This window comes from Rhizobium sp. BK212 (genome assembly GCF_014197475.1).
In the GTDB taxonomy this organism is placed as follows: Bacteria; Pseudomonadota; Alphaproteobacteria; order Rhizobiales; family Rhizobiaceae; genus Rhizobium; species Rhizobium anhuiense.
In genome coordinates, this window is the sequence record NZ_JACIFS010000003.1 from 691,031 (window position 1) to 713,095 (window position 22,065).

General features: G+C 57.6%; 29 protein-coding genes, 1 tRNA gene and 2 pseudogenes. 14 read left to right on the top strand and 18 right to left on the bottom strand.

Translation table 11 applies throughout. The features are described from left to right. Window positions 1-97 precede the first annotated feature (97 nt). The 3 genes from FHT79_RS13310 to FHT79_RS13320 are packed head-to-tail and all read left to right on the top strand — an operon-like array spanning window position 98 to window position 3,265. Complete coding sequence (locus FHT79_RS13310; RefSeq protein WP_183903440.1) at window positions 98-1,300, top strand: amino acid ABC transporter permease; 1,203 nt, start codon at window positions 98-100, stop codon at window positions 1,298-1,300. A 1-nt stretch (window position 1,301) separates the two neighbouring features. Further along, window positions 1,302-2,456, top strand: coding sequence for an amino acid ABC transporter permease (locus FHT79_RS13315; RefSeq protein WP_047615726.1), 1,155 nt, complete (start codon window positions 1,302-1,304; stop codon window positions 2,454-2,456). Window positions 2,457-2,491: 35 nt separating this feature from the next. Further along, window positions 2,492-3,265, top strand: a complete 774-nt coding sequence (locus FHT79_RS13320; protein WP_047614887.1) for an amino acid ABC transporter ATP-binding protein — start codon at window positions 2,492-2,494, stop codon at window positions 3,263-3,265. A gap of 63 nt (window positions 3,266-3,328) precedes the next feature. Here FHT79_RS13320 and FHT79_RS13325 read toward each other — a convergent pair whose 3' ends face one another. Continuing rightward, window positions 3,329-4,006 (bottom strand): hypothetical protein, encoded by a 678-nt coding sequence (locus FHT79_RS13325; protein WP_047615388.1) that lies wholly within the window; start codon window positions 4,004-4,006, stop codon window positions 3,329-3,331. Window positions 4,007-4,299: 293 nt separating this feature from the next. Beyond that, a complete protein-coding gene (locus FHT79_RS13330) occupies window positions 4,300-4,539 on the bottom strand; it encodes a hypothetical protein (RefSeq protein WP_143541479.1) in 240 nt (79 codons plus the stop codon). On the opposite strand from FHT79_RS13330, the gene FHT79_RS13335 reads away from it, so the two are divergent. Both FHT79_RS13335 and FHT79_RS13340 read left to right on the top strand, forming a co-directional pair. Next, window positions 4,513-4,941, top strand: a complete 429-nt coding sequence (locus FHT79_RS13335) for a DUF3597 domain-containing protein (protein ID WP_047614885.1) — start codon at window positions 4,513-4,515, stop codon at window positions 4,939-4,941. The two genes, FHT79_RS13330 and FHT79_RS13335, sit on opposite strands and share 27 nt — an antisense overlap. Before the next feature lie 164 nt (window positions 4,942-5,105). Beyond that, window positions 5,106-5,417, top strand: coding sequence for a hypothetical protein (locus tag FHT79_RS13340; RefSeq protein ID WP_097594580.1), 312 nt, complete (start codon window positions 5,106-5,108; stop codon window positions 5,415-5,417). Between the two features lie 94 nt (window positions 5,418-5,511). On the opposite strand, the gene FHT79_RS13345 is transcribed toward FHT79_RS13340, so the two are convergent. The 3 genes from FHT79_RS13345 to FHT79_RS13355 all read right to left on the bottom strand — a co-directional run bounded on the left by FHT79_RS13345 (window position 5,512) and on the right by FHT79_RS13355 (window position 6,829). Beyond that, window positions 5,512-5,691, bottom strand: coding sequence for a hypothetical protein (locus FHT79_RS13345; protein WP_047615385.1), 180 nt, complete (start codon window positions 5,689-5,691; stop codon window positions 5,512-5,514). A gap of 75 nt (window positions 5,692-5,766) precedes the next feature. Further along, window positions 5,767-5,976 (bottom strand): cold-shock protein, encoded by a 210-nt coding sequence (locus tag FHT79_RS13350; protein ID WP_047614884.1) that lies wholly within the window; start codon window positions 5,974-5,976, stop codon window positions 5,767-5,769. Window positions 5,977-6,220: 244 nt separating this feature from the next. Continuing rightward, on the bottom strand, window positions 6,221-6,829 hold the full coding sequence (locus FHT79_RS13355) for a DUF2026 family protein (RefSeq protein WP_097594581.1): 609 nt from the start codon (window positions 6,827-6,829) through the stop codon (window positions 6,221-6,223). Window positions 6,830-7,226: 397 nt separating this feature from the next. On the opposite strand from FHT79_RS13355, the gene FHT79_RS13360 reads away from it, so the two are divergent. Beyond that, window positions 7,227-7,568 (top strand): NIPSNAP family protein, encoded by a 342-nt coding sequence (locus FHT79_RS13360; protein ID WP_097594582.1) that lies wholly within the window; start codon window positions 7,227-7,229, stop codon window positions 7,566-7,568. A gap of 68 nt (window positions 7,569-7,636) precedes the next feature. On the opposite strand, the gene FHT79_RS13365 is transcribed toward FHT79_RS13360, so the two are convergent. Together FHT79_RS13365 and FHT79_RS32135 are read right to left on the bottom strand one after the other, a co-directional pair. Continuing rightward, window positions 7,637-8,194, bottom strand: a complete 558-nt coding sequence (locus tag FHT79_RS13365; protein WP_179874674.1) for a dihydrofolate reductase family protein — start codon at window positions 8,192-8,194, stop codon at window positions 7,637-7,639. A gap of 193 nt (window positions 8,195-8,387) precedes the next feature. Next, window positions 8,388-8,493: pseudogene (locus tag FHT79_RS32135) on the bottom strand (CopG family transcriptional regulator); the annotation flags it as partial. Between FHT79_RS32135 and FHT79_RS13370 the strand changes: the two are divergent. Beyond that, window positions 8,444-8,932, top strand: coding sequence for a hypothetical protein (locus FHT79_RS13370; RefSeq protein ID WP_143541480.1), 489 nt, complete (start codon window positions 8,444-8,446; stop codon window positions 8,930-8,932). The pseudogene FHT79_RS32135 and the gene FHT79_RS13370 sit on opposite strands and share 50 nt — an antisense overlap. A 228-nt stretch (window positions 8,933-9,160) precedes the next feature. Here FHT79_RS13370 and FHT79_RS13375 read toward each other — a convergent pair. Next, window positions 9,161-9,230 (bottom strand) — tRNA-Arg (locus tag FHT79_RS13375). Between the two features lie 140 nt (window positions 9,231-9,370). On the opposite strand from FHT79_RS13375, the gene FHT79_RS13380 reads away from it, so the two are divergent. After that, window positions 9,371-10,660 carry a site-specific integrase gene (locus FHT79_RS13380; RefSeq protein WP_183903441.1) on the top strand — a complete coding sequence of 430 codons (1,290 nt, stop codon included), beginning with the start codon at window positions 9,371-9,373 and terminating at the stop codon, window positions 10,658-10,660. 11 nt (window positions 10,661-10,671) lie between these two features. Here FHT79_RS13380 and FHT79_RS13385 read toward each other — a convergent pair whose 3' ends face one another. After that, entirely contained in the window at window positions 10,672-11,571 is a 900-nt protein-coding gene (locus FHT79_RS13385; RefSeq protein ID WP_183903442.1) for a hypothetical protein, read from the bottom strand. 827 nt (window positions 11,572-12,398) lie between these two features. Here FHT79_RS13385 and FHT79_RS13390 point away from each other — a divergent pair. The 6 genes from FHT79_RS13390 (at window position 12,399) to FHT79_RS13415 (ending at window position 15,329) form a co-directional block, all read left to right on the top strand. Continuing rightward, window positions 12,399-13,511, top strand: a complete 1,113-nt coding sequence (locus tag FHT79_RS13390; protein ID WP_183903443.1) for a hypothetical protein — start codon at window positions 12,399-12,401, stop codon at window positions 13,509-13,511. A gap of 4 nt (window positions 13,512-13,515) precedes the next feature. Continuing rightward, window positions 13,516-14,007 (top strand): hypothetical protein, encoded by a 492-nt coding sequence (locus FHT79_RS13395; RefSeq protein WP_183903444.1) that lies wholly within the window; start codon window positions 13,516-13,518, stop codon window positions 14,005-14,007. A gap of 88 nt (window positions 14,008-14,095) precedes the next feature. Continuing rightward, the gene (locus tag FHT79_RS13400) at window positions 14,096-14,386 is read left to right on the top strand and encodes a ribbon-helix-helix protein, CopG family (RefSeq protein WP_183903445.1); all 291 of its coding nucleotides are present in this window, start codon (window positions 14,096-14,098) and stop codon (window positions 14,384-14,386) included. Window positions 14,387-14,417: 31 nt separating this feature from the next. Next, window positions 14,418-14,636 carry a hypothetical protein gene (locus FHT79_RS13405; RefSeq protein WP_183903446.1) on the top strand — a complete coding sequence of 73 codons (219 nt, stop codon included), beginning with the start codon at window positions 14,418-14,420 and terminating at the stop codon, window positions 14,634-14,636. A 110-nt stretch (window positions 14,637-14,746) separates the two neighbouring features. Beyond that, window positions 14,747-14,947 carry a hypothetical protein gene (locus FHT79_RS13410; RefSeq protein ID WP_183903552.1) on the top strand — a complete coding sequence of 67 codons (201 nt, stop codon included), beginning with the start codon at window positions 14,747-14,749 and terminating at the stop codon, window positions 14,945-14,947. Window positions 14,948-15,098: 151 nt separating this feature from the next. Continuing rightward, window positions 15,099-15,329 (top strand): hypothetical protein, encoded by a 231-nt coding sequence (locus FHT79_RS13415; RefSeq protein ID WP_183903447.1) that lies wholly within the window; start codon window positions 15,099-15,101, stop codon window positions 15,327-15,329. 1,023 nt (window positions 15,330-16,352) lie between these two features. Here the strand turns inward: FHT79_RS13415 and FHT79_RS13420 are convergent. The 9 genes and pseudogenes from FHT79_RS13420 to FHT79_RS32145 form a co-directional block, all read right to left on the bottom strand. Further along, complete coding sequence (locus tag FHT79_RS13420; RefSeq protein ID WP_047615911.1) at window positions 16,353-16,703, bottom strand: DUF1515 family protein; 351 nt, start codon at window positions 16,701-16,703, stop codon at window positions 16,353-16,355. A gap of 10 nt (window positions 16,704-16,713) precedes the next feature. Beyond that, window positions 16,714-18,528 carry a hypothetical protein gene (locus FHT79_RS13425; protein WP_183903553.1) on the bottom strand — a complete coding sequence of 605 codons (1,815 nt, stop codon included), beginning with the start codon at window positions 18,526-18,528 and terminating at the stop codon, window positions 16,714-16,716. A 230-nt stretch (window positions 18,529-18,758) separates the two neighbouring features. Beyond that, window positions 18,759-18,974: a hypothetical protein gene (locus FHT79_RS13430; protein ID WP_183903448.1), complete on the bottom strand. Its 216-nt coding sequence runs from the start codon at window positions 18,972-18,974 to the stop codon at window positions 18,759-18,761. 19 nt (window positions 18,975-18,993) lie between these two features. Beyond that, window positions 18,994-19,356 carry a hypothetical protein gene (locus FHT79_RS13435; protein WP_183903449.1) on the bottom strand — a complete coding sequence of 121 codons (363 nt, stop codon included), beginning with the start codon at window positions 19,354-19,356 and terminating at the stop codon, window positions 18,994-18,996. Further along, complete coding sequence (locus FHT79_RS13440) at window positions 19,356-19,820, bottom strand: lysozyme (protein WP_183903450.1); 465 nt, start codon at window positions 19,818-19,820, stop codon at window positions 19,356-19,358. Before FHT79_RS13440 ends, FHT79_RS13435 begins: the two co-directional genes overlap by 1 nt. Next, window positions 19,810-20,043, bottom strand: a complete 234-nt coding sequence (locus FHT79_RS13445) for a hypothetical protein (protein ID WP_183903451.1) — start codon at window positions 20,041-20,043, stop codon at window positions 19,810-19,812. Before FHT79_RS13445 ends, FHT79_RS13440 begins: the two co-directional genes overlap by 11 nt. Before the next feature lie 26 nt (window positions 20,044-20,069). Further along, window positions 20,070-20,585 (bottom strand): hypothetical protein, encoded by a 516-nt coding sequence (locus FHT79_RS13450; protein ID WP_348649672.1) that lies wholly within the window; start codon window positions 20,583-20,585, stop codon window positions 20,070-20,072. Beyond that, a complete protein-coding gene (locus tag FHT79_RS32140) occupies window positions 20,582-21,004 on the bottom strand; it encodes a hypothetical protein (RefSeq protein WP_246713989.1) in 423 nt (140 codons plus the stop codon). The genes FHT79_RS13450 and FHT79_RS32140 overlap by 4 nt, the downstream gene beginning before the upstream one ends. 338 nt (window positions 21,005-21,342) lie before the next feature. Next, window positions 21,343-21,939 (bottom strand): annotated as a pseudogene (locus FHT79_RS32145) (hypothetical protein); the annotation flags it as partial. Window positions 21,940-22,065: the final 126 nt, after the last annotated feature.

The window sequence follows — 22,065 nt, forward strand, 5'->3', positions numbered from 1 at the left end:
ACTGACATGAAATGCCGGGAAGGCGGCCCAACCGCCTTCCCACTTCCAAAAAGTTAAAAAGAAAGCCCGAAAACGGGCACAAGGGGATTGGCGCGGCATGACGCATGAGGCTGTGGATAGGACACCTTTGCATGACACCGGCTGGAGTTTCCGGTCGGCAATGTACGACCCGAAATACCGGAGCATATTTTTCCAGGCTTTGACAATTGTTGCCCTCGTGGCGTTCGTGTGGTGGGTGGCCCACAACACGGCCGTGAACCTTGCCCGCAGCAATACTGCATCGGGTTTCGGCTTTCTTCGCGGTCGCGCCGGTTTCGAAATCGGCCAGTCGCTGATCGGCTATTCAAGCGACTCGACTTATGCGCGTGCCCTTTTCGTCGGCATTCTGAATACCTTGCTGGTGGCGGTGACGGGTATCATCACCGCGACCATCATCGGTTTCATTGTCGGGATCGGCCGGCTGTCGCGGAACTGGCTGATTGCCAAGCTCTGCACGGTCTATGTCGAAATCTTCCGCAATATTCCGCCGCTGCTCGTCATCTTCTTCTGGTATCTCGGCGTTCTCTCTGTCTTGCCGCAACCGCGGGAATCGGTGGGGCTGCCGCTCGGCATGTTCCTCAACAACAGAGGACTAGCCTTCCCGAAGCCGATCTTCGAGAGAGGCATGATCGCCGTCGGCATTGCTCTGGTGATTGCGATTGTCGCCACCGTCGTCATGGTGCGCTGGGCCCATAAACGTCAGGCAGCAACCGGTCAGCCGTTCCATACGGTATGGGCGTCGATCGCGCTGATCGTCGGCTTGCCATTGCTGGCCTTCATTGCCTCGGGCTTTCCGCTCAGCTTCGATGTTCCCATCGCCGGAAAGTTCAATCTGACGGGCGGCTCGGTCGTCGGCCCGGAATTCATGTCGCTGTTTCTCGCTCTGTCCTTCTATACCGCCTCCTTCATCGCCGAGATCGTTCGCGGCGGCATTCGCGGCGTTGCAAAGGGACAATCCGAGGCAGCCGGCGCGCTGGGGCTGCATCCGTCGAGCGTGACGAGACTTGTTGTGGTGCCACAGGCGCTGCGCATCATCATCCCGCCGCTGACGAGCCAGTACCTGAACCTGACCAAGAACTCCTCCCTCGCCATCGCGATCGGTTTCTCGGATCTCGTGGCCGTCGGCGGCACAATCCTCAATCAGAGCGGTCAAGCGATCGAAATCGTGTGCATCTGGGGTATCGTCTATCTCAGCTTGAGCATTCTCACGTCGCTGTTCATGAATTGGTTCAACGCCAAGATGGCACTGGTGGAGAGATAAGATGTCGGTTGCCGATAAACCCTTCGTCAGAACGTCCATCCTTGCGGCCGAACCGCCCCCGCCCGGGGAAAGGGGAGCCGTCGCCTGGATACGCCGCAATCTCCTCGCAACCCCGAAAGACGTGATCCTGACGATCCTGGCTGTTGCGCTGATCGCGTGGGCCTTGCCGCAACTCATCAACTGGCTCTTCATCCAGGCTGTATGGTCCGGGCCGGACCGCACATTCTGCGCGACGACGATCCAGGGCGGCATCCAGCCTGACGGCTGGAGTGGTGCATGCTGGGCCTTCGTCAGTGCCAAGTACGATCAGTTTATCTTCGGCCGCTATCCGCTCGACGAGCGCTGGAGGCCGGCGATCGTCGGGATCCTGTTCATTGTGCTGCTGGTTCCGATGCTGATCCCGTCGGCGCCGCGCAAGGGCTTGAACGCCATTCTTCTGTTCGCCGTCCTGCCGGTCCTCGCCTTCTGGCTTCTTCACGGCGGCTTCGGCCTCGAAGTGGTGGAAACTCCGCTCTGGGGCGGGTTGATGGTGACCCTTGTCCTGTCCTTCGTCGGCATTGCCGTCTCCCTGCCCTGCGGCATTCTGCTTGCATTGGGACGCCGCTCGAAGATGCCGGTCATCCGGATGCTTTGCGTTACCTTCATCGAGGTCATCCGAGGCGTTCCGCTGATTACCGTTCTGTTCATGGCAAGTGTCATGCTGCCGCTCTTCCTTCCCACCGGCTGGAACGTGGACAAGCTTCTGCGGGCGCTGATCGGTGTTTCGATCTTCACCTCGGCCTACATGGCTGAAGTGATCCGCGGCGGCCTTCAGGCGATCCCGAAGGGACAGTTCGAGGGCGCCGATTCGCTTGGCCTCGGCTATTGGCAGAAGACGCGGCTGATCATCATGCCGCAGGCCATCAAGCTGGTGATCCCGAGCATCGTGAACACCTTCATCGGAACGTTCAAGGACACGTCGCTGGTTACCATTATCGGCATGTTCGACCTGCTCGGTATCGTCAAGCTGAACTTCTCCGATGCCAACTGGGCAAGCGCCGTCACGCCGATCACCGGTCTGATCTTCGCGGGCTTCATCTTCTGGCTGTTCTGCTTCGGCATGTCGCGTTATTCAGGCTTCATGGAACGCCATCTCGACACCGGCCACAAACGATAAGAACGCTAAAACGATAAGAATGAGGGAAAATAGTCATGGCTGAAGCTCCAGCTAAAAAGCTCACCGTTTCCGCAACGGAAGTGGCGGTCGAGATCATCAACATGAACAAGTGGTACGGGGATTTCCACGTGCTGCGCGACATCAACCTGAAGGTCATGCGCGGCGAGCGCATCGTCATCGCCGGGCCGTCGGGCTCGGGCAAATCGACGATGATCCGCTGCATCAACCGTCTGGAAGAGCATCAGAAGGGCAAGATCATCGTCGACGGCACCGAACTCACCAACGATCTGAAGAAGATCGACGAGGTCAGGCGCGAAGTCGGCATGGTGTTCCAGCACTTCAATCTCTTCCCGCACCTGACGATCCTCGAAAACTGCACGCTGGCGCCGATCTGGGTGCGCAAGATGCCGAAGAAGCAGGCGGAAGAGATCGCCATGCACTTCCTGAAGCGGGTCAAGATCCCGGAACAGGCCAACAAATATCCGGGCCAGCTCTCCGGCGGCCAGCAGCAGCGCGTGGCGATCGCCCGCTCGCTCTGCATGAACCCGAAGATCATGCTGTTCGATGAGCCGACCTCGGCGCTCGATCCGGAAATGATCAAGGAAGTGCTCGACACCATGGTGGGCCTTGCCGAGGAAGGCATGACCATGCTCTGCGTCACCCATGAAATGGGCTTTGCCCGTCAGGTCGCCAACCGCGTCATCTTCATGGACCAGGGTCAGATCGTCGAGCAGAATTCGCCGGCCGAGTTCTTCGACAATCCGCAGCACGAACGCACCAAGTTGTTCCTCAGCCAGATCCTGCACTAAGCTAGGAGCCGAAGCTTTTTAAAGGACCCGCCGCGCCTTCCGGTTCGGCGGGTCTTTTTACGTTCAGCGAGAGGCTGTCGCCTGCAACAGTCTGCAGAGACCGACAAGACCGGAATCGGAACCGCCGGAAGCAGAGCCGCTTGAGGCGGAGATATCGGCGCAACGGACAAGCATCTTGCGTTGCTCGTTGACGGGCCTCGCCCGGAAGGCCTCCAGAGTGCGGACCTGCGACGGGCTGAGACCGCCGCCAGGCACGGATCCGTCACCGCCACTTGCCGCGCCAGCCCCGTCCACCCCGCCTACCCTACCGATGGCGAGATTGGCATCGACGCCGCTACCGCCTCCGATCGAGGCCGTGGCGTTGGCATCGGCCCCATCTGAACCTCCGGCACGTGCGTTGAGATCGGCATTGACGCCGCGTCCGCCGCCGATCCTGGCATTTGCGCTTGCGTCGAGACCGTTGCCGACGCCGGCGTTGACATCGGCATCGATGCCCTGGCCGCCGCCGGCATTGGCGGTCGCATCGGCATTGACGCCGTTCGAGCCGCCGACGGAAGCATTGGCGTCGGCGCTGACGCCGCGCCCGCCGCCAAGCGAAGTCCCGACATCAGCGCTGACGGCATTGCCTGCATTCACCGACACGCCGACATCGATCGCATGCGCATAGCTTGGCGGCATGGCAAGCAATGCGCAGGTGGATGCGAGCACTGCAAAGGACAGTCTATGATGGTTCTCACTCATGGTTTTCCTCCGTTTCCATTCGCCGAACGATCTGTCCGACAGTCGAAAATCGAGGAACGCGCGTGCCTTCGATCGTTGGATGCCTGCAACCTGCAGGGCGTCCATGGCAAAGCAACGTGAAGGGTTGGCGAATGTTTCGCCACACGGCACGGCAAGTCGGTCCGGCGGCCGGCAATGATGTTACATGCTTATCGAAATACGAATTGTCCGACCGACTGTGCCGAAAACGATCATGTCTGGTGGCGATTGGAGAGCCGACGAAGTCATTTCCTTCGCAATCGCGCCAGCAATCTTCAGGCAGTTGCAGAACCTGCAAGCAAAGCGCCGTTCTCGATGCGATTGACGGCGGGATCCATTTGCAGTTGCCGATCGGCTGCCCCTGCCCCGGATTTGGCTTTTCCATCGTCGATTGAGACCGCTAAAAATAACTCCCCTTCCGCCTGGATATATCGGGCGGGAATTCCATGTTTCAGCATGTTCTCATCTAATGGAACTGGAGGTTTAGAATGGGCATTTTCGACAAGATCAAACATGCAATCTTCGGAGAGGCGAAAGCAGCCGAACCCGTCGCTGTCAGCCCGCAAAAGACAGAGCCGGCGCAAGCGCCTGCCTCACCGTCGGCGGCGCCCAGTCCGACGCCTGCGGCCGCTCCCGCTCAGAGCAAGCCCGCCACGGCCACAGTCGATATCGTGCCCCTCCTTGACGCAGCGGTGAAGAAAAGCGGCCAGAAACTCGATTGGCGTCGCTCGATCGTGGACCTGATGAAAGCCGTCGGGATGGATGCAAGCCTGACTGAGCGCAAGGAACTCGCCGCTGAACTCGGTTATACCGGCGACACCAACGATTCCGCAAAAATGAATATGTGGCTGCACAAGGCCCTGATGAAGCGGCTTTCGGAAAATGGCGGCAAGGTCCCGGCCGATCTCCTGGATTGAACGCAGCGAATGGCTGCCGCCATGATATGGCGGCGGCTATCCAGCCGCCAGAAAGATCACGGCCGGAGCAGATCGCGAAACAAGGCGTCCCCTTGCCCGCAGGCACTGGAACCAATAACGTTCCGCTCGATACTTCGATAAATCGATCAGGGAGAATAAATCCGATGAGATTGATGGCAGTCGTTGGTCTTGCACTTAGCTTGGGCTGTATTTCGGCCGCAGAATCTCCTTCAAACTATCAATCCTACAGCGGCATTCGGGTCGATACCGACCCGGTTCTTCTGGCTCGATACGAAAAAGCTCTCCAGCGGTGCGTGCCGGAGGCAGGGTCATGGCGACGCGGCTCGCCGGATCCACGAAGCCTAGATTACAACGCGGTGCTCAGAAATTGCCTCTACAGGCGCAGCTTTGTCGACAGAGGCGTCTACGCCTACCCCATCCCTCAGATCTACTTCGATCATTTCCTGGATCGCTAAGAAGAGCTAATCAGTTCCAATCTGCCGCAGCGTCTCACGCATGAAACACAAACCCCGCCAATTTGGCGGGGCTGTATAACACGGCTGGCAGATGTCAGCGTTTGGCGCCGCCTGGCGGCCGGCCCTTGCCGGTCTGGCGATTGCCGCTCCCGGACGCGGTCTTGGCATCGTTGCCCTGACCGAAGTTGGTGCCGCCGAGATGACCGCCGCCACTGGTGTTGGCGACCTGGCGCTGCGCTTTGCGCAACAGCGCCTCTGCATTGGTCTTGCTCATGACATTCTCCTCAATGGCCGGAAAACCCAGCCGAAATGCTGTCGCCTGCATCCGCGGTCAAAGACCAGCGGCATGTCAGGCAGCGACGATGTTGCCGGCGGAGCTTTTGCCGGAACGGCTATCCTGGATGACGTCGAAGCCAACCTTCTGCCCCTTATCAAGGGACGCCATGCCAGCCTGCTCGACGGCTGAAATATGGACGAAGATATCGGTCGAGCCGTTGTCCGGCTGAATGAAGCCGAAGCCCCGCGTCGGATCAAAGAATTTAACCGTGCCTGTGTTCATGACGGTCTCCTCTCAAGCGCATAAACAATCGCCCTCCGGCGACTGCCGGACGGCGTAGAAATCGATTTTGAAAGGAAAGATCAGCTGGGCCGCCTGAGGCGCGAACCAAAGCTCGACAAGCAATTTCGATGGAAGAATCGATAGGCCGGCAATGTGTTTAAAACAAGTTTCTGGTGACGGTGTTGGGCGTTACAACCCGGATAACACATATAGCGGCTTCTCTTGGCCAAGACGTCAGCAGCGATCACCACGCGCCAACGAGCGCATTGCCCGAAAGCGGAACCTTTTTCAGCTTTCCGTTTTGATCGGCAACCGATATCGACGTCAGCAATTGCTTCGGCGACTTTCGAAACCAGTTCGCGGCGATCGTCGCCATATCACCGATCATCGCGTGTTTGTGCCAGGCTGCGAAACGCCGGGCAGTCGCCTCGGGTTCGGCTTGATAAAAGAAATCACCGGATTGGCCGAGATTGTTGATCGACGAGGCCATTGATGAGAGCGGACGTTGAAACATTTTCGGAGACACCGAAAGCTCTCGGGCAGTCTCGGAAAATGCCGGAGCCATGAAATCGATAACCCAACCATCCGCCTCCACCCAGCAATGGAAATTTTCCCCAGCGCCAGTCACATAGCCGTCTTCGCGGTAGTCTGCGAACAGTATAAGCGTGCCCCCGAGATTGTAAGCAGCAAGCCCGCCCTTAGGCGTGGCTTTGATTTTGTAGTGTTGTTCGAGGATGAAAGCCCCGAAGGTGCTGAAGTACATACAGGCTGTGGCAGGGTCGGCATTTTCGTTGATGAGCAGGCTATTGATAATGCGGTAAATCCGATGGTAGTCGCTCTGCTTGATCAACATGGTCGTTCACCCACAAACTCTAAGGTTTCGCGCAATCACTAGGCGACGACGCCCGCGATGTAAACGACGCGCGCCGATGTCCGTGCCGATTGGCCGGGTGGCAAGCGTGATCAGAAATCCGGCCGAGCCAGGTTGGAAGCGTTGATGTAAAACCATCAAGTCTCTCGGCAGCCCCGCTTGCCGTGGGCTATTCTGCGACCCGCAAAAACGGTGGGAGATATGGCGCCCGCTGCAGGAATGCAAAATTCTGAAATTATGCTGTAATTTCAATGAAAATTGTTTGATCTGAGGGGCGCCGCGTAAGTATTGATTACCTTATGGAATTTTATAAGCTGCCCCTCATTTCCGAGAGCGGATTGAGGACGCTCCAAAGGACATCCAGCATGAGGAGCATCCGATGATCCACGAATTGCGCATCTACACATGTCTGCCGGAGAGGCTGCCGGCACTGCAACAGCGTTTCGAGACCGCAACGCTGGCGATCTGGGAACGTCTCAGCATCCGCTCACTCGGCTTCTGGACGACGATGATCGGTTCTTCCAGCAACGATCTGACCTACCTGCTCGAATGGCGGTCGCTGGCGGAGCGCGAGCAGAAATGGGCCGAGTTCATCGCCGATCGGGAGTGGCGGGAAGCGAAGGCGAAGAGCGAGGCGGATGGGCCGATCGTGGCCAACATCGTCAGTTCGCTGCTGCAGCCGACACGCTTTTACCGCGGCTTCTCCAAACCGTCGGAATAACGGCCACTTGGTCCCTCCGTGTCCTTGATGCTGACGACCACAAACGAGTGATGGCTGGGCCGGCGGGCTCAGCGGCGGACGCGGTAGCGGATGTGCGTGGCCTCGGGTGTATCGATCACCCGAACGATCTCCAACTCGACGCGCGATGGTAAGACTTCGAACATTCGGCGGCCACCTCCGAACAAGACTGGAACCTGGTGTATTTGCAGTTCGTCGAGCACGCCAGCTTCCAGCGCCCGCTGCGCCGTATACGCGCCAAGCATCAACACGTCCCGGTCCCCGGCGGCGGCCTTCGCCTGCGCCATTGCGCTCGCGATCCCGTCGCTCACGTATTTGACCAAGGGATAATTCGCGACGGATGGCCCGGGCGGCCTGTGACTAGGTACGAAGATCGCGACACCGTGATTGTCACCGCCCCAGTGATCGACCTGCTCCACGGTTCGCCGACCCGCCAGAATCGCACCTGGCGCGTTCCATTCGTCCCACAATTGTCCGACCGGTCCGGTCGGTCGGGAAAAATCCCCGTACCACTCGTGCAACCGCATAAAGTCGTCGCCGCCGGGATTGCCCACTTCATCGTTAGGCCCCGCGATATACCCGTCCAGTGACATGGACATGAAGAGCACTGATTTAGACACTGTTATCTCCTATGGTCTCTTTCCAAACTGGGGCCGTGGGAATTCGCTCTGCGGGTGGGCTATTGATGCAAAAGCTCGTTCAGGCAAGCCGAGTGCGCGTGCGGACTGTCTTGATGTTCCCAAGGACGCTCGAGCGACACTGACGCCGACATCCCGAATACGGATTTTGGGTCATCGAAATTCATGCCGACCCATCCACGTCGCCGTCTTCATCGAGGTTGTGCACCGGGAGATAGGGTGTTCTTCTCCACCCACTGGACTATGAATCTGATCGTGTCATTGCGCGTCTACGCCATGGACGCGGGTATCGTGAAAAACAATCCCGTCCGAGATGTGAAAATGCCAAAGGCGAAGACTGAAGGCTTCAAGCCCTGGGAAGCGGCCGACGTCGAAAAGTTCTATGCCACGCACCCGGAAGGCTCGCAGGCGCGGCTCGCCATGGACATGCTGCTTTTCACTGGCCTGCGCCGCTCGGACACCTTCCAGATCGGCCCGCAGCACGTCAAAGATGACATCATCGAGTACCGCGCAGGCAAGAATGACGAGTGGGTTTATATTCCTGTTCACGCAGATCTTAGGGCCATTCTCGATGCGGTGAAGACAGAGCATCTGGCTTATCTGGTGACGCCGGTTCATGGCCGGCCATTTAAGGCGCGGCCGCGTTCGGGAATTGGTTCGGTCAAATGTGCGCTGAGGCGGGCGTGGATGGCCGGGCGCACGGCCTGAGGAAAACGCTCGCCCAGCTCCTGGTCGAAAGCTGTAACAGCAAACTCAAGGCCCGTTTTGGCTGGAGAAGCGATTCTATGGCCAACCATTACACGCGGAAGGCCGACAAGCGGAAGCTCGCTATTTCGAGCGCTGCGAAACTGAACGAGAACAGCCTAACCCCTCAAACCAAATCCATTGAGGGGTTAACGCCTGAAAACAAAGCAAAAACAAATACTTGAAAATTGATGGCGACCCCTGCAGGAATCGAACCTGCGACAACCTGCTTAGAAGGCAGGTGATTTCTATTAACTCGGCCTATCAAGACCTATCAACAGATATATGCACATGGCTTGAATCCCAAGGCTTGCAGGGCCTGTGGTGAATCGTGATAATAACAATGGCAATCACGACGTATCACCCATTCGCCGTTACCCCGGCGTTACCCCGGAATGACCAATGGCAAAAGCCCTTACCGTCCGCGCGATCGAAGCACTGAAAAAGTCGGACGTTCGGCAGGAAATACCTGATGGCGGTTTGCCCGGCCTGTATCTAATCATTCAACCGTCCGGGGTAATGAGCTGGGCGATCCGCTACAGGTTTGAGGGAAAGCCGAAGAAATTCACGATCGGCCCCCTGCCCCTTTATCCATTGGCTAAGGCCCGTGAAGAGGCATCAAAGCTTTTGCGCGACGTCTCGGAGAGTAAAGACCCCTCGGCTGCTAAAGCGACCAAGAAGGCGCTCAAACTCGATATCGTGAATGATGCGCTCGACGAGTTCATTAAACGATACGTCGAAAAGAAAAATCGGCTTTCGACCATCAAAGAGAGGAAGCGCCTCTTCGACAAGGATTTCCGGCCGAAATTCGGCACACGGACAATGAAGAGCATCAAAAGGCAAGAGATTGTCGCGCACCTGGACGAGGTTGCAGAGCGCGCACCTATCGTGGCCAATCGGCTTCTCTCGCTGCTGCGGAAGTTTTTCAACTGGGCTGTTCAGCGCGATATTATCGACATCTCGCCAATGGAAAAGAAGATCGATAAGCCCAGCGAAGAGACGACCAGAGATCGGATTTTAGCGGACGACGAAGTCAGGCTTCTATGGCTGGCATCCGGAAACATCGGATATCCTTTTGGACCAATGGTCCGGCTTCTGCTCCTGACCGCACAGCGTCGTAGTGAGGTCTCTGGCGCCCAGTGGTCCGAGATGGATCTGGCAGGAAACGACCAGCAATGGGTTATTCCGCCTGAAAGGGCGAAAAATCGCAAAGAGCATTACGTTGCTCTTGCCGCCGAAGCCTTGCGCGAAATCGAGGCTCTGCCAAAGATCCGGCCGGCAGAAGATGAAGAGCCCATTTTTCTCTTCACGACGACGGGAGTGACGAAGGTCTCAGGATACGGACGGGCCAAAAACAATATAGATGCGGAAATGCTGAAGATTGCCAGGGAGGAAGCCGAAGCGCTCGGGCAATCCCCGGCCAAGGTCGAGATCGAGCCATGGACATTCCATGACCTGAGACGCACAGCAGCGAGCGGAATGGCTCGACTGGGCGTGCCCGTGCATGTCGTCGAGGCGGTGATCAATCACCGATCGGGATCAATCAAAGGTGTTGCAGCCGTCTACAATCGCTACGATTATGCAGAGGAAAAACGCGCCGCGCTGATCGCCTGGGCTGACTACGTCATGCAGCTGATCAATGGCTCGGTTGGTGCGCCGGTTCCTCTGCCTGAGGTCACAGAAGCAAAGTGACAATCGCCGTATCAGACGCTTCTCGCCGGCACCCATGCCGTTGGTCCGTCCAGTATCGCCGCGGACTCACGAAGCCTGCCAAGGTTTGAGCACAGGATATGCTGTAGCCCTGAAACCCGATCAAGCTCCGTGTTCCGGGTCCCATCTGCACTCGTGTAATCCATTTCGCGCAGAATATCCAAAGCTGCTTCTGCGAGTTCGACAAGATTGACTAGATCGTAGAATATCGCACTGAAATCCTGCGCCTGGTCGAGTGGCGCTTCCCCGAAAGGGCTGTAGTCCAGGTGACCGAAAAAGACAGTGGGCGATCTGGATTCGGCCGGCGCCACATATGCAAACTGCTCCTCTCCCGTCGCTTTGAGAGCGCCCGCCAATTCCCGGCCTAACCGGCGGCATTTTTCCCAAGGGCGCTCGGGCTTGAGTTCAGTTGCGTGCTTCAAGTACGCGCCGCCCATCGCGTATTTATTTATGGTGTTGAAGAAGCCGATCTTGTTTCCCCGGGCGGCACCATTCTTCTCCATATCGACGACGATCGATCCAAGCAGCGTCGCATTTCCGTAGTTGTGGTACGCCCCAATGAACTTGATGAATTCCTCGGCTAGACGATGACCGATCTCGCATTCCTCTGTGTAAGAGGCGGCGGGCGGGACATTAGCCCAGTAGTTGTACCCCCCTCCCATAGCGCGTCTTTCGACAAATGATAGGGTATCCAAGGATGGGCTGACGATCCTTGCGGCCTTGTCCGTCTCGGGATCGTCAAGCGCCGTCTCGGCGGGCGTTTCGCCCCTCAAAAGCGCGGCTTCAGACAAAGCAAGCGCTGCCTGATAGTCACCGCTGCGTAACATAGACGCAACTTCGGCTAATACATGGGCGGGCGCCGCACCGTCAGTTGTCTGCGCAGTCGCTGTCATCTTCGATCTCCAATGAAATTTAAGCCTCGTTTCGGCACCTTGGGTAGCGAAGGGAAGTCCAAATTTCTAAGTCAGGTTCATCAAAGAGTTTCGCGATGCCTAAGATCCACAAGCCGGTGGTCCGCAATGGCGCAAACGGTGGAAAACGGCGCCCTTAATGAACGGGCAGGACGGCCCTGCATCCTAAAGCTGCGTTAACGATACATTAATTTGCAATTTGACGTCGAACGGAAATCTGCGATGCTTCCCTTGGGCAACTGAGGGGTTTTCCGTGAAAATGTATCTGTTAGCTCGACGCTTCGGCGTCGTGGCGATTTCGTTCGCCTTGGCGAGCTGCACAACGACGCCGGTTGAATTCAACAACAAGCCGTCGGCCGTGAGCAAAGCCGCGCTTTGCAAGACGGCACTGGAAACGCGAGATCCAGCGTTTCAATTCCAGCTCGTGGCGGAAGTAAACCGACGCGGGATGAGCATGTTGGAATGTGAGCAGATGGTCGCTCAGCAAAGGCAAGCAGCCGCGGTTCTTGTGGGACTTGCATTGGTCGGGACGGCGGCTGCGGTATGCGCGAACGGAAATTGCGGCGGAGGCGGTTATACTCCTTATAGACGCTACCCTGGCAACTGTTATTCCTATTACGACCGCGCAGCGGATGGAAGCCTTTGTGGAAACCGAAGCGCCCACTCTCGACCTGGCGGTTGGTAGCTCATAACCAAGCCGCGGCAGCGCCACGCCCACCTCCGCATTACTTTGAAGCGAATTTTAAGATTGAACTCGTATAAGTTCAGCAGTAACAAAACGCAGGCAATTCATTGGGGCACGGAAAGACTTGCTAATCGATATAAATACCAAACCAATCCCGGAAAATCACAAGGTCGCCTTGGCTCGTCCGGGGGCCAACTACCGGCTATTTCAGGACTTTATTGAACTCTCTGTGGTTGGTGCAGAACTACCGGGGCTATTTCTTCGGGATGAGCGTGTCGATATACACGATGAGCAGCTTATAGCTCGTATCCAGCGATCGAAGGAAATTCGCGCCTGGCATAACTTTGGGCGAAATCCCGAACGGGTACCACATATTTCTCTAAATGAGTACGACAACGCCGCTGACGATCCGAGTACGGGCCAATTGCTACGCGTACTCAAATTCTATCTGAGTGATGCCAGCGCGGGCGACCTGGTGATCGTCCCTCCCCAGAATTTTGGCGGCAAGGTCCACATCGGCGAGTTGGTGGACGACGCGGCTGGTGCCTTCCTGACTTACGTTCAGCGCTATCCGGGCGATCCGATCGTTGTCAGACGTGTCAAATGGATTGGGACTTTGGATAAAGTAGATATGCCGGTTAGGATGATCGAAGCTTTTCGGAAGCCGACTCCTCTCCTGCTGGTTCCGGAAAGCGAAAGATCGGTCTTCTATAACGCTGCCTATAGGAACTACTATACGAATCGACGATTTTCTTCGACTTTCGATGTGACCTCAGCAGAGTTTGATACGACATCTGGTTCTGTGATCCCCGCGTTCTTCAACTTCGTTGCGGCCAATACTCGTGAGGTCGACAGGAAAACTGGAGTCATCCACGACTTCGGCGCGGGAGCATTCTTGAAACTCGCAGATTACGCACCACATCTTGCAATTGATATCCAGTCCCCGGGCACGCTCTCACTGGTTTCCAGCTACATCACTCCACTTGTCGCGAGCGCACTCCTGGCGCTGGCAATAACTGTTGGTCCTGCGGCTTGCACCGACGCGTTCCTTGGCAATTTGCAGGTTTCCAACAGCGCCGCAACCATCGACGATCCATGCATAGTGCCTGTTCGCGAGCAAGTGGTTACGCACCTTCGACTTTTGGGTTATGATAGATGGGCGCAGGCTTGCGAACTCCTGAAAGAGACTGCAGATAAAACTGGATTGCAAAGCGAAGCCACCGTGAAAGGAAATTGATAAGTTGCCAGCGCTCAGGACACTTGTTATCTGCGCTCTCAGCAGCATCTTGGCGTTTTTCGCCGGCATCGTAACGAGCGATTTCGTCGACTTCCGCTCGGACGCTCGGAAGAGCGTGCAGACACGTTTGGAAAGTTTTGACCAGACGGCCAAGACCGTGGATACAGTACTCGCCAATTTTGCGAAGATATCTTCCGGGGAGCGCCGGCTTTCGCCGGAAGAGTTGGATAGTCTGCGTAGCTCGCTTCTTGATTTCCAGCGCGCGGCGCTGGATGTCAGCTATAAAATTCCCGAGACCGCAGACCAATACAAGCGTCTAGAAGGGTCAATAAACACTATTCTCGATAAGGCCGCAGCAATATCAACGCCCGACAAAAACAAGCCCTTCGTCGTTGCTGTAGAGAATTTTCTTTACTTGTCATACGAATTCCAAGATCAGGCGAAAAAGTCGCAGCAGAATTATCTAAAAGGCCTTTTAAGCAATGTCCGCGTTTGACGCCGGGATGTAATTGGGCTCACAGCAACATGAGGCTCCTTTAGCTCCGTGAGCAAGAACATGAAGGCTGTCTCAGAGAGGGAGATTCATGTATTCGCCCGACACCGCCACAATCCTAGAGGACGCCGCCGACCGGATCGCCGATATCTCGCGAGCAGATCTTCAGATCATGTTGCGCCGAGCGGCGCTCCGACTACGCAATGCCGGTGCCATCTCCATGGACGACGATGTTGAGGAAGCGCTGCGCGACCTGGCCGGCGAGTCCGGAGTGACGCGAAACGACATGATCAGGTACATCATCCGGGAGTGGATGGAGACGAACACCTATCTGCCGGTGCATGAGCTGGACGAAGATGGGGACGTCGATGGCAACGCTTGAAGCGGTAGCCAGATAAATCACCGAGGGGACCATGACCAATCGTATCGACCTTATCGATCACGCAAATCTTCTGCGAGACCAGATCCGCTTAGTGGAAATGGCGGCGCACGCCGTCGATGACCGCGATCAAAGAAGCGCGCTAATAGGGGGCTGCGAGCAGGCCAGAGAACACATGGAAAAGCTGCTCGATATGATGCGAAAAATTCCACGGGGCGAAGCAATCACGGCTGCTGAAGGAACTTCTGGCTGAGGTGGCGATTGCGCGTGACGACTGGTGCGACTGATCCGCAGACCGAACCTCCAGCGCTTGAAGGAACGTCGTTCCGCCCTATCCTGATTCCAGGGGTGATGAGGGCGATCATGATCCGATCCAAAATTGCCGACATGCAAAACGTGCTGAGCGACGAAGAAGTTGCCCTCTGCCAGAGGGTGTACGATCACGTCAGATCGGTGCGACATGTCACAACAGATGACGATTGTGATGAACTGGCCAGACGGATCATCCAGTCCTTTCAGCACGGGGTAAAGGACGAGGATGCCCTGACGCGGCTTGTGATTTAGAAGCCCTCGCCGCCCGGCGGCACGATCAGCAGCTTGGAAGGCCACCAGATCCTGCTCGCCTCCGCGGTTGCCACTCACGAAGCATCTTGAAGAGACGCGTCGAGAACCTATCTGAATCCATAGGCGATTAATCTTGACGGAGGAGCAGGTTATGTCGCTGCTGAGTCTCCTTTATCTCGACGATCATGGTGTTGAACTGGTCACCAATGCCGTTAAACATTGGTGCCGAGCCCGTCACGTTCCAATGCAAAGCATTCAAGGCCAAAAGGCCATGGGTATTGCTATCGATAAGGTCCTCGCCGGTGAATCGTCGCCCGCGGCGCTTATTGAGGCAATTGATAGCCATATACCCGGCGAGGTACACAAAGACCCTCACGGGTAAATCGGGCTTATTAGCCTCGGTCACTATGCGCGCCGCATTAACGTCGGCAGCGCAACTACCCGACAATTGTGCGATTAGCGAGCAAATCTAGATCAGCCCCGGAACTTTTGCGATTGTCTATTGTTAGACGAAAAGGATCGCACAGGTGGCCCCATACCGGGGCTGTCCGCTTCCCTTCCTTCCTGTGCGGTCCGTCCTTTCCAGCAATGGCCCCGTCTCAGCGGGGCTTCTTTTTGATCCACAGCGAGCAATGACGGGCATCGCCGAACCGGCACCCTATGCTGCACCATCTCTCAATGAATTGGACGAACAATAATTGGGGAGTGCGCATTCGATCACATGAGATTGGACGGCCGCTCAGCGCACAGGAGTTCAATGCTTGGGGTTAAGCAAATGATCGCTGAGCGGCCCTCCGAATGATACAAACTATTACTCGAAATACTGAAGTCAATTTCTATTTTCGAGCAAAACAGAGGCAATAACCTCTTGAGATGACAACAAATCCGTGGGCAAATAGACTCTATAAAGTAATATTTATTGCAAATCCATGTAAGTTGTGCGAACTAAATTATTGCAGCGCAAAACACGCTTGCCTAGAAAACACCCCCCTTCCTGATCCCCGCAGTCGCGGGGTTTTCTTTTCAGGGCTAGCGTAAACTGCAATGAATCTCTCAACCGATCGGTAACCAGATTTAGCCCCAGATGTGGCTGGGCAGGTTGAAAACAGGTATATGTCGCTCTCGTTTAACTTGTGTCGGCGTAGCCTGAGTAAAAGATGCTAATAAGTTCGACCGCCATTCCTATCACGGTTCATAGCTGGCTCCCCGGCACTGCGAACAAGGAGTTCTTCTCTCTGCAAGCAGCTATTGAATACGCGGGGGAGCACATCGACGAGCTCCCGGCGATCGAGATCCTCATTCGCACTGGCAACCATCGTTACGCGATCATTGAGGGCAATCAACTTGCCGCTTTGATAGTGCGGCTTTGCTGTTCTCACTGAGCCAGTGCCCGAAGGCCGCCACCTCACCGGCCCGTCACCCACGCCATTGCCGCCGTGCCGAACTTTGTGAGAATGAAGGTAAGCGCCGACGCCCCTATTCCGACGATCCCCAGCGCTCCCAGCCCCATCAGCTTCCACCGGCGGACGTCGTCGGTCACCGGCCGCATTTCCGAGATATCCTCCTGCACTGCGGCAACGGTCCCTTCGACCTTGCCGACCCGGTCGACCAGAAGGTCAAGCCGGCCGTGCATCTGCGATCGGCTGGTGTCCGATTTGATTTCGGACTGCCGGAAGGCATCCCGAAGATTGCGGACCTCTGCAAGCAGTTCGCCGAGCTGCTGATGCAGGCGCGGGTCGAAGTCGGATGTGTTCATGCCTATGCCTCTAAACTACGAATTTTGACTTTTCGGTTTGCGCGATCCCGGCCACGATGCGGTCGATCATAGCCCCCCAGGGATGGACACCATCCGTGCTGATGCCGGGGCGAACCACGGAACCGACCGGGAGGACAACAGCCGTGGAGCCCTGGTAGGTGATCGTATTGCCGGAAATGCTGGCAATCGTCTGGGTGCTGAGGCGCGCTATTCCATCAGGGCCGGAATAGATGTTGAGGCTCTGCTCAGGCCGGAAGATGCTCGCATCCGCGACGACGATCTGGTTATAGGTCGCGACGCCATCGGTCCCCGCCTGCTGCGTCAGTGTGGTGCTCGACAACTCCAGCATGCCAGGCCAGACGCCCCCGCGCGATGGCGATACCCAAGCCGAATAGGTGTCGATCGCGTCGTCGCAGCATGAAGAGGTTTTTGCCAGGATATCGTCACGCAGGCGCCATTTGCCCGAGGCGTCCGTTCCGTCGGACGGCCAGGTGTTGTTGGCCGAGAAGCTCTGATATTCCGCCCGGAGATAGAGATCACCGGCCGTTATCGTTCCTGTCGCCGGCGACGTTCCAGAGCCTGCGAAATTATAGGTGAACGTCGTTGGCCCAGTGACGGTGATGACCACGTTGCCGTTATATTCCGTCTGCGTAGCGCCGGCGATCGACACGGTCTGACCAGTCACCAGCCCGTTGATGCCAGAGGCAATGGTCGCAGTCACCACGGTCCCGACCGACGTGAGAGTAACGGTTCGCGCCGATGTGGTGCGCCCGAGCGGCGGGAAGGCGACAATCTTGACGCCGGAATACTCGGCGCGGATGCGGGTCACCAGAGACCTGTAGTTGGTGTTGAACCACGTGGTGTAGGACGTCGACGTGTCGTTCTGGCCCAGTTGGTTTGCAACGACGGTGAAAGGCCATTTGTTGTTGTTGAAGGCGATGATTTCCCGGATGATATCCCGTCGCCTCGTGGCGATAGAAGAGCCGGAACCGGTATATTCTCGGACAGATCCCGCTCCCGGAACGCCGACCATCAGATAGGGGATTCGACCGATACCGCCGGCCTTATCGAGCCAACGCCGGAACCAGCCGAGATTGCCGCGGGTATCGGCGGCGGCGCTGAACTCCTGTCTCGCCTCGCCCAGACTATCGACGAAGGCGAGCGCAACGGGCCTTCCATCCCAATCGCCCTTGGCGACCATGAAGTCCGGACCATAATATTGCGGCTGCGCCTGCTGCCCGTAGCTTGTATCGAGCGCTGCGGTGCTGTCCGCAAGCGGAGTGTCCTTGAAAGCGAGCAGTGTGGAAAGGTCGCTGGCGCCCCATATGCGTTCGCCCCGCTCCTTTTGGATGCGGTAGACAGGCCAGATCTTCTCGCCGACGGCGGTATGATAGAACGTCCACAGCTCGATGGCGCTTTCTGCCGGAACGTCAGCGACGGTTATGGCATCCGTCCATTGTCCGTTCGTCTGGTCGACAACCGATACCGTGTTGGAGCCGCCGAACTGTAGTTGCGTGAAGGTGGAACCGACACGCATATACATGGCATCGACAAGGACCGAATTCCCAGGCGTGCCGATCGTACCGGTAACGATTGTTTCCTGCGGCGAGTTGCCGCCTTCCGTCGAAGCGAAGCCGGAGAGGTGGAAGCGGAAGGTTCGCGTCTTATACTGCGGCGTGTTGACGATGATTTTGCTGCACACATAATTCGTGCCACTCGCTGCCGTCAGCGTGGCAGAGCCAGACGGCATGCGGTTGCGGGTCGCAAAGAACATATAGCGGTCGGGGTCGACAGGGCCACCGCCGCCGCTCGGTACCGTGTCCATGCTCGACCAGTTTGTCGCGCCGGCAGATGCGGCATAGGCCGCCATGGCGCCGTTGATCTCGGTATAGCTTGTGCCGAGCGCAGCATTGATCCAGGCGAGCAGCCGCCCATTGAAGCCGCCATCGGCTGGAATGCCGACTTGATCAAAAAGCGCGGACCAATCACCTTCATAGTTCAACGCTGTGTCCGTGTAGCCGCGGACCGCCGCCTGCCGGTCTCCTTGTGCACTCGTCATTGTCGGATTGCCTCGTATTTCGTTCTGATATCGTCGTAAAAATCAGCGGCGCGCCTCTGGCGGGCGTTGGCCCGGTCGAGCGCCTGCCGTTCGCGGGCGAGGATGGCGATGACTGGTTCGCCTTCCACGACGGGCGCATGCGCCTCCTGTCTGCGGAGATCATCGGGCAAAGGTGGCAGCGCAATGCCGGCCGCCGCCTGCCCCTTCGTCACCGCCGCCGTGTTCAGGCGCTCAGTGGCGGAGCAGCCACTGACGATCAGCAGCAGTGACAGCGCAAGCGCGGTTCTTCTCGGAGAGTTGAAGCTCATAAGATTTGATCTCATTCTCAAGGGTGTCTTTCGCCGCCTGCTCTGCGGCCTGGGAGGCTTCGAGGCGCTTGCGGTGCTCTTCGTTCGCCCATGCGGCGGCGTTCCGCTGGCGCTCCATTTCGGCGGCACGGGCGTCGGCTGCGGTCTTCTCGGCCAGCAGGACATAGCCGGCGCGCGCCTCGCGGGCTGCCGATGGATAGCCGATCGAAACGGCATAGAGGTGATAGAGCAGCAGACCGGCAGCGACGCCGACGCCCATCTTGAGCGCATCGAGAAAACCGAACATCAGATGCCCTCAAGGCAGAACTGACGTTCCTTCTGCCGGCGACGGGTGAGGCCCGGAAAGACGATCCCCGCCGCGCGGTTCCACTTCAGGAGGGCTTCGCAGCCTTCAGCGGTCTTGCCCTGGTTGATGAGCTTGACTGCGCTCGAACCGCAGGCGGCCTTGATGCCGACGTTGTATCCAAATGACGTGAGGGCGACGAAGCGCGCATCGGGCAGCGGGACCGTGACGCACTTCTCGATGCCAGCGGCATAAGTTTGGAGCTCCAGCGCCAAGAGTGCCTTGCACTGCTCCACCGTCTTGCGGTCACCTGGCTTCACGCCGTTCGTGCTGCCGTAGCAGATCGTCCAGGGCTGGCCCTGCGTTGCAGGATCTGGATAGGCGTTCTGGCGCAGCCCTTCGAAGCTTCCGACGAGGGCAACGGCCATCGCAGCCGCAGCACTACCCTTCTTCAATCTATTTGCCATCGGAAAGCCCTTTCTGCGCGACGACGCGCGCGACAATCGCTCCGGCCAGGACAAGGCCGTTGATTATTGAAAGAATGATGCGGATGACCGGCGACCAACCGGCGGAGAGATCGAGCAGCGTCGAAGCAACCGGCTCCAGGATGATGAGCAGGAACGCCAACGCCATCAGCCGGACGGACCACGCATAGCGCAGCACCTCCCGCCAATCAGACGCGAGTTTCATGGATATCTCCGAATTGTCAGGAGTGGTTACGACCGGCGCTTCGGGCCGACCTGGAATGCGTAGTGGTGATTCCGGCCGTCGTAGGACTTGTTCACCCAGCCGAACCAGAGTTTGAGATAAAAGCCGCCGATGAGCGGCTGATCTCGCTTCCAGCAGAAGAAGCGGACACCCTTGGCCGTCTCCATGACGTACCACTGATTTTTAGGGGGTTCGCTGATGACCTGGCGGACGATGACGCTGCCATCCGCCGGCATCCCGAGCAGTTCGGATTGCCAACCGTGGGCCGGGTTTCGACAGATCCAGCACGCCCTTTGCCACCAGAGTCGCCAGCCGCGCAAGTCGGCCTTATAGCCTTTGACGCCCTGAGCAACGCCGCCGTCGAGATCCGCGTCGAGCGTCGAGAACCACTGCAGCGCGCCAGGCAGCCGCGCGCCGGTCAGCAGCGATATTGCGGCCAACACCGGCGACAGCAGATAGGCCAGGGCCACGAAGAAAAGATTGGCCGGGAGATAGAGGAGATAGCGGGCGACGGGCTTGATCACAGCCGAGCCGCCGTTTCGAAGAATGCATCGATCTGCTCTTCCGTGAACCCCATGGCGGCAAACCCGGCCGCCATCATAGGCTCCGTCCGAACGAAGGTTCCGGAATATTCGTATGCGATCTGCACAGCCTTCGACTGTGTGGCAATCCAGGCGTCGACCTGATCGAGAAGGCCGGCCGACAAAAGCTGAAGCTTGAATTGCCTCGCCGAAACGCTTGTAACCGGCGGCGGGGTCGGTGGCGGGGGCGCGTACTCAGCTACCTCACCAGCAACCCATTTACGCAGCCCGTTATTGTCAATGAATTCGTGCCACTGCTCATCCGTGATCTGGATTGCTTCAGTCGGAATGTCGTCGCCGTGCACCTCCGGCGAATAGAACGCGGTCGGCAGCCCGTTTCCGTCAAAGATTGCATACTTCATGATCAATACCCCACAGCGATCCAATAGTAATTCTGAGAGGCGACGCCAACGGATCCGCCGTTGTTGGCGAAACGCGGACGAATATTCAGTCCGGACAGCGAGGCAACATCGCAGGAATAAGGGAGGGAGTTGCCGCCGGGGATCGCGCCGCTCTGCGCTACAACAAGGCCAGCTCTAAACGCGGTCGGGAACGCAATAGGCATTGTCACTGTGTGGTCGTTCCCCGGATTCGTTCCCAAACCATACTGGACGATATGGCCGTCCGGCAGCTTGAAATAGCCGGCGGTGCCCTTGCTAAACGTTGCCCCGAGTGATGCCCATGTCTGCGTCTGCAAAACCGTGAAGAAATTGGCTCCATCGCAAACGATATCAGCCGTCGTTCCGTCCGCTACAGTGAGGGTCGCCAGCCCATTGATTGTCTCAGAAGCATTCGGATCGACCGTAACAGCGCCGCCGTTGGCAACCACTCTCACCAACCATCCCGCCCCCAACGTCGCGGCAGCTGTGAGCGTGAGGGTGGCTCCGGCGGTGAACCGAAGGACGGTCCCCGCATCAGCGGCCACCGCAGTATAGTTGGCGTTCTTGGTAGCATATTTGACGCCGCCGCTGACTGCACCGGTAACAGCGAGGCCGGACGCAGACCAGTTCGCTATTTCCACGCCACTAGCGATCAGTGCGCCAATGCCGGCCGCTTTTAGATAGATACCGGTCGACGGATTTGAGGCGAACCCTACGCCCGGCGCTGCAGCGGAGCCGTCGGCCGCCTTGATTGGCGCGACCATCGGCGCCGAACCATCGCGAGGCAGCGAGTTGGTGATTTCGTTGCCGAGGTCGGTGGTCAGCGCATTCCACGGCACCGGGTCGATAAGTTGACCGACAGAGGGCGTCGTCCCGGCGGGCTTGGAATAAACGCCGGTTGATGGGTTTCTGGGCATTCACCTTCTCCAAAAAGAAGCGGCCCCGCGAATTGCGAGGCCATCAATGGTGTAGTATTGGTTGCGTCATGATCCGTGTCGTACAAATCGCCTGCATCGTCGCGACGAGCGTATTGCTATACGCAG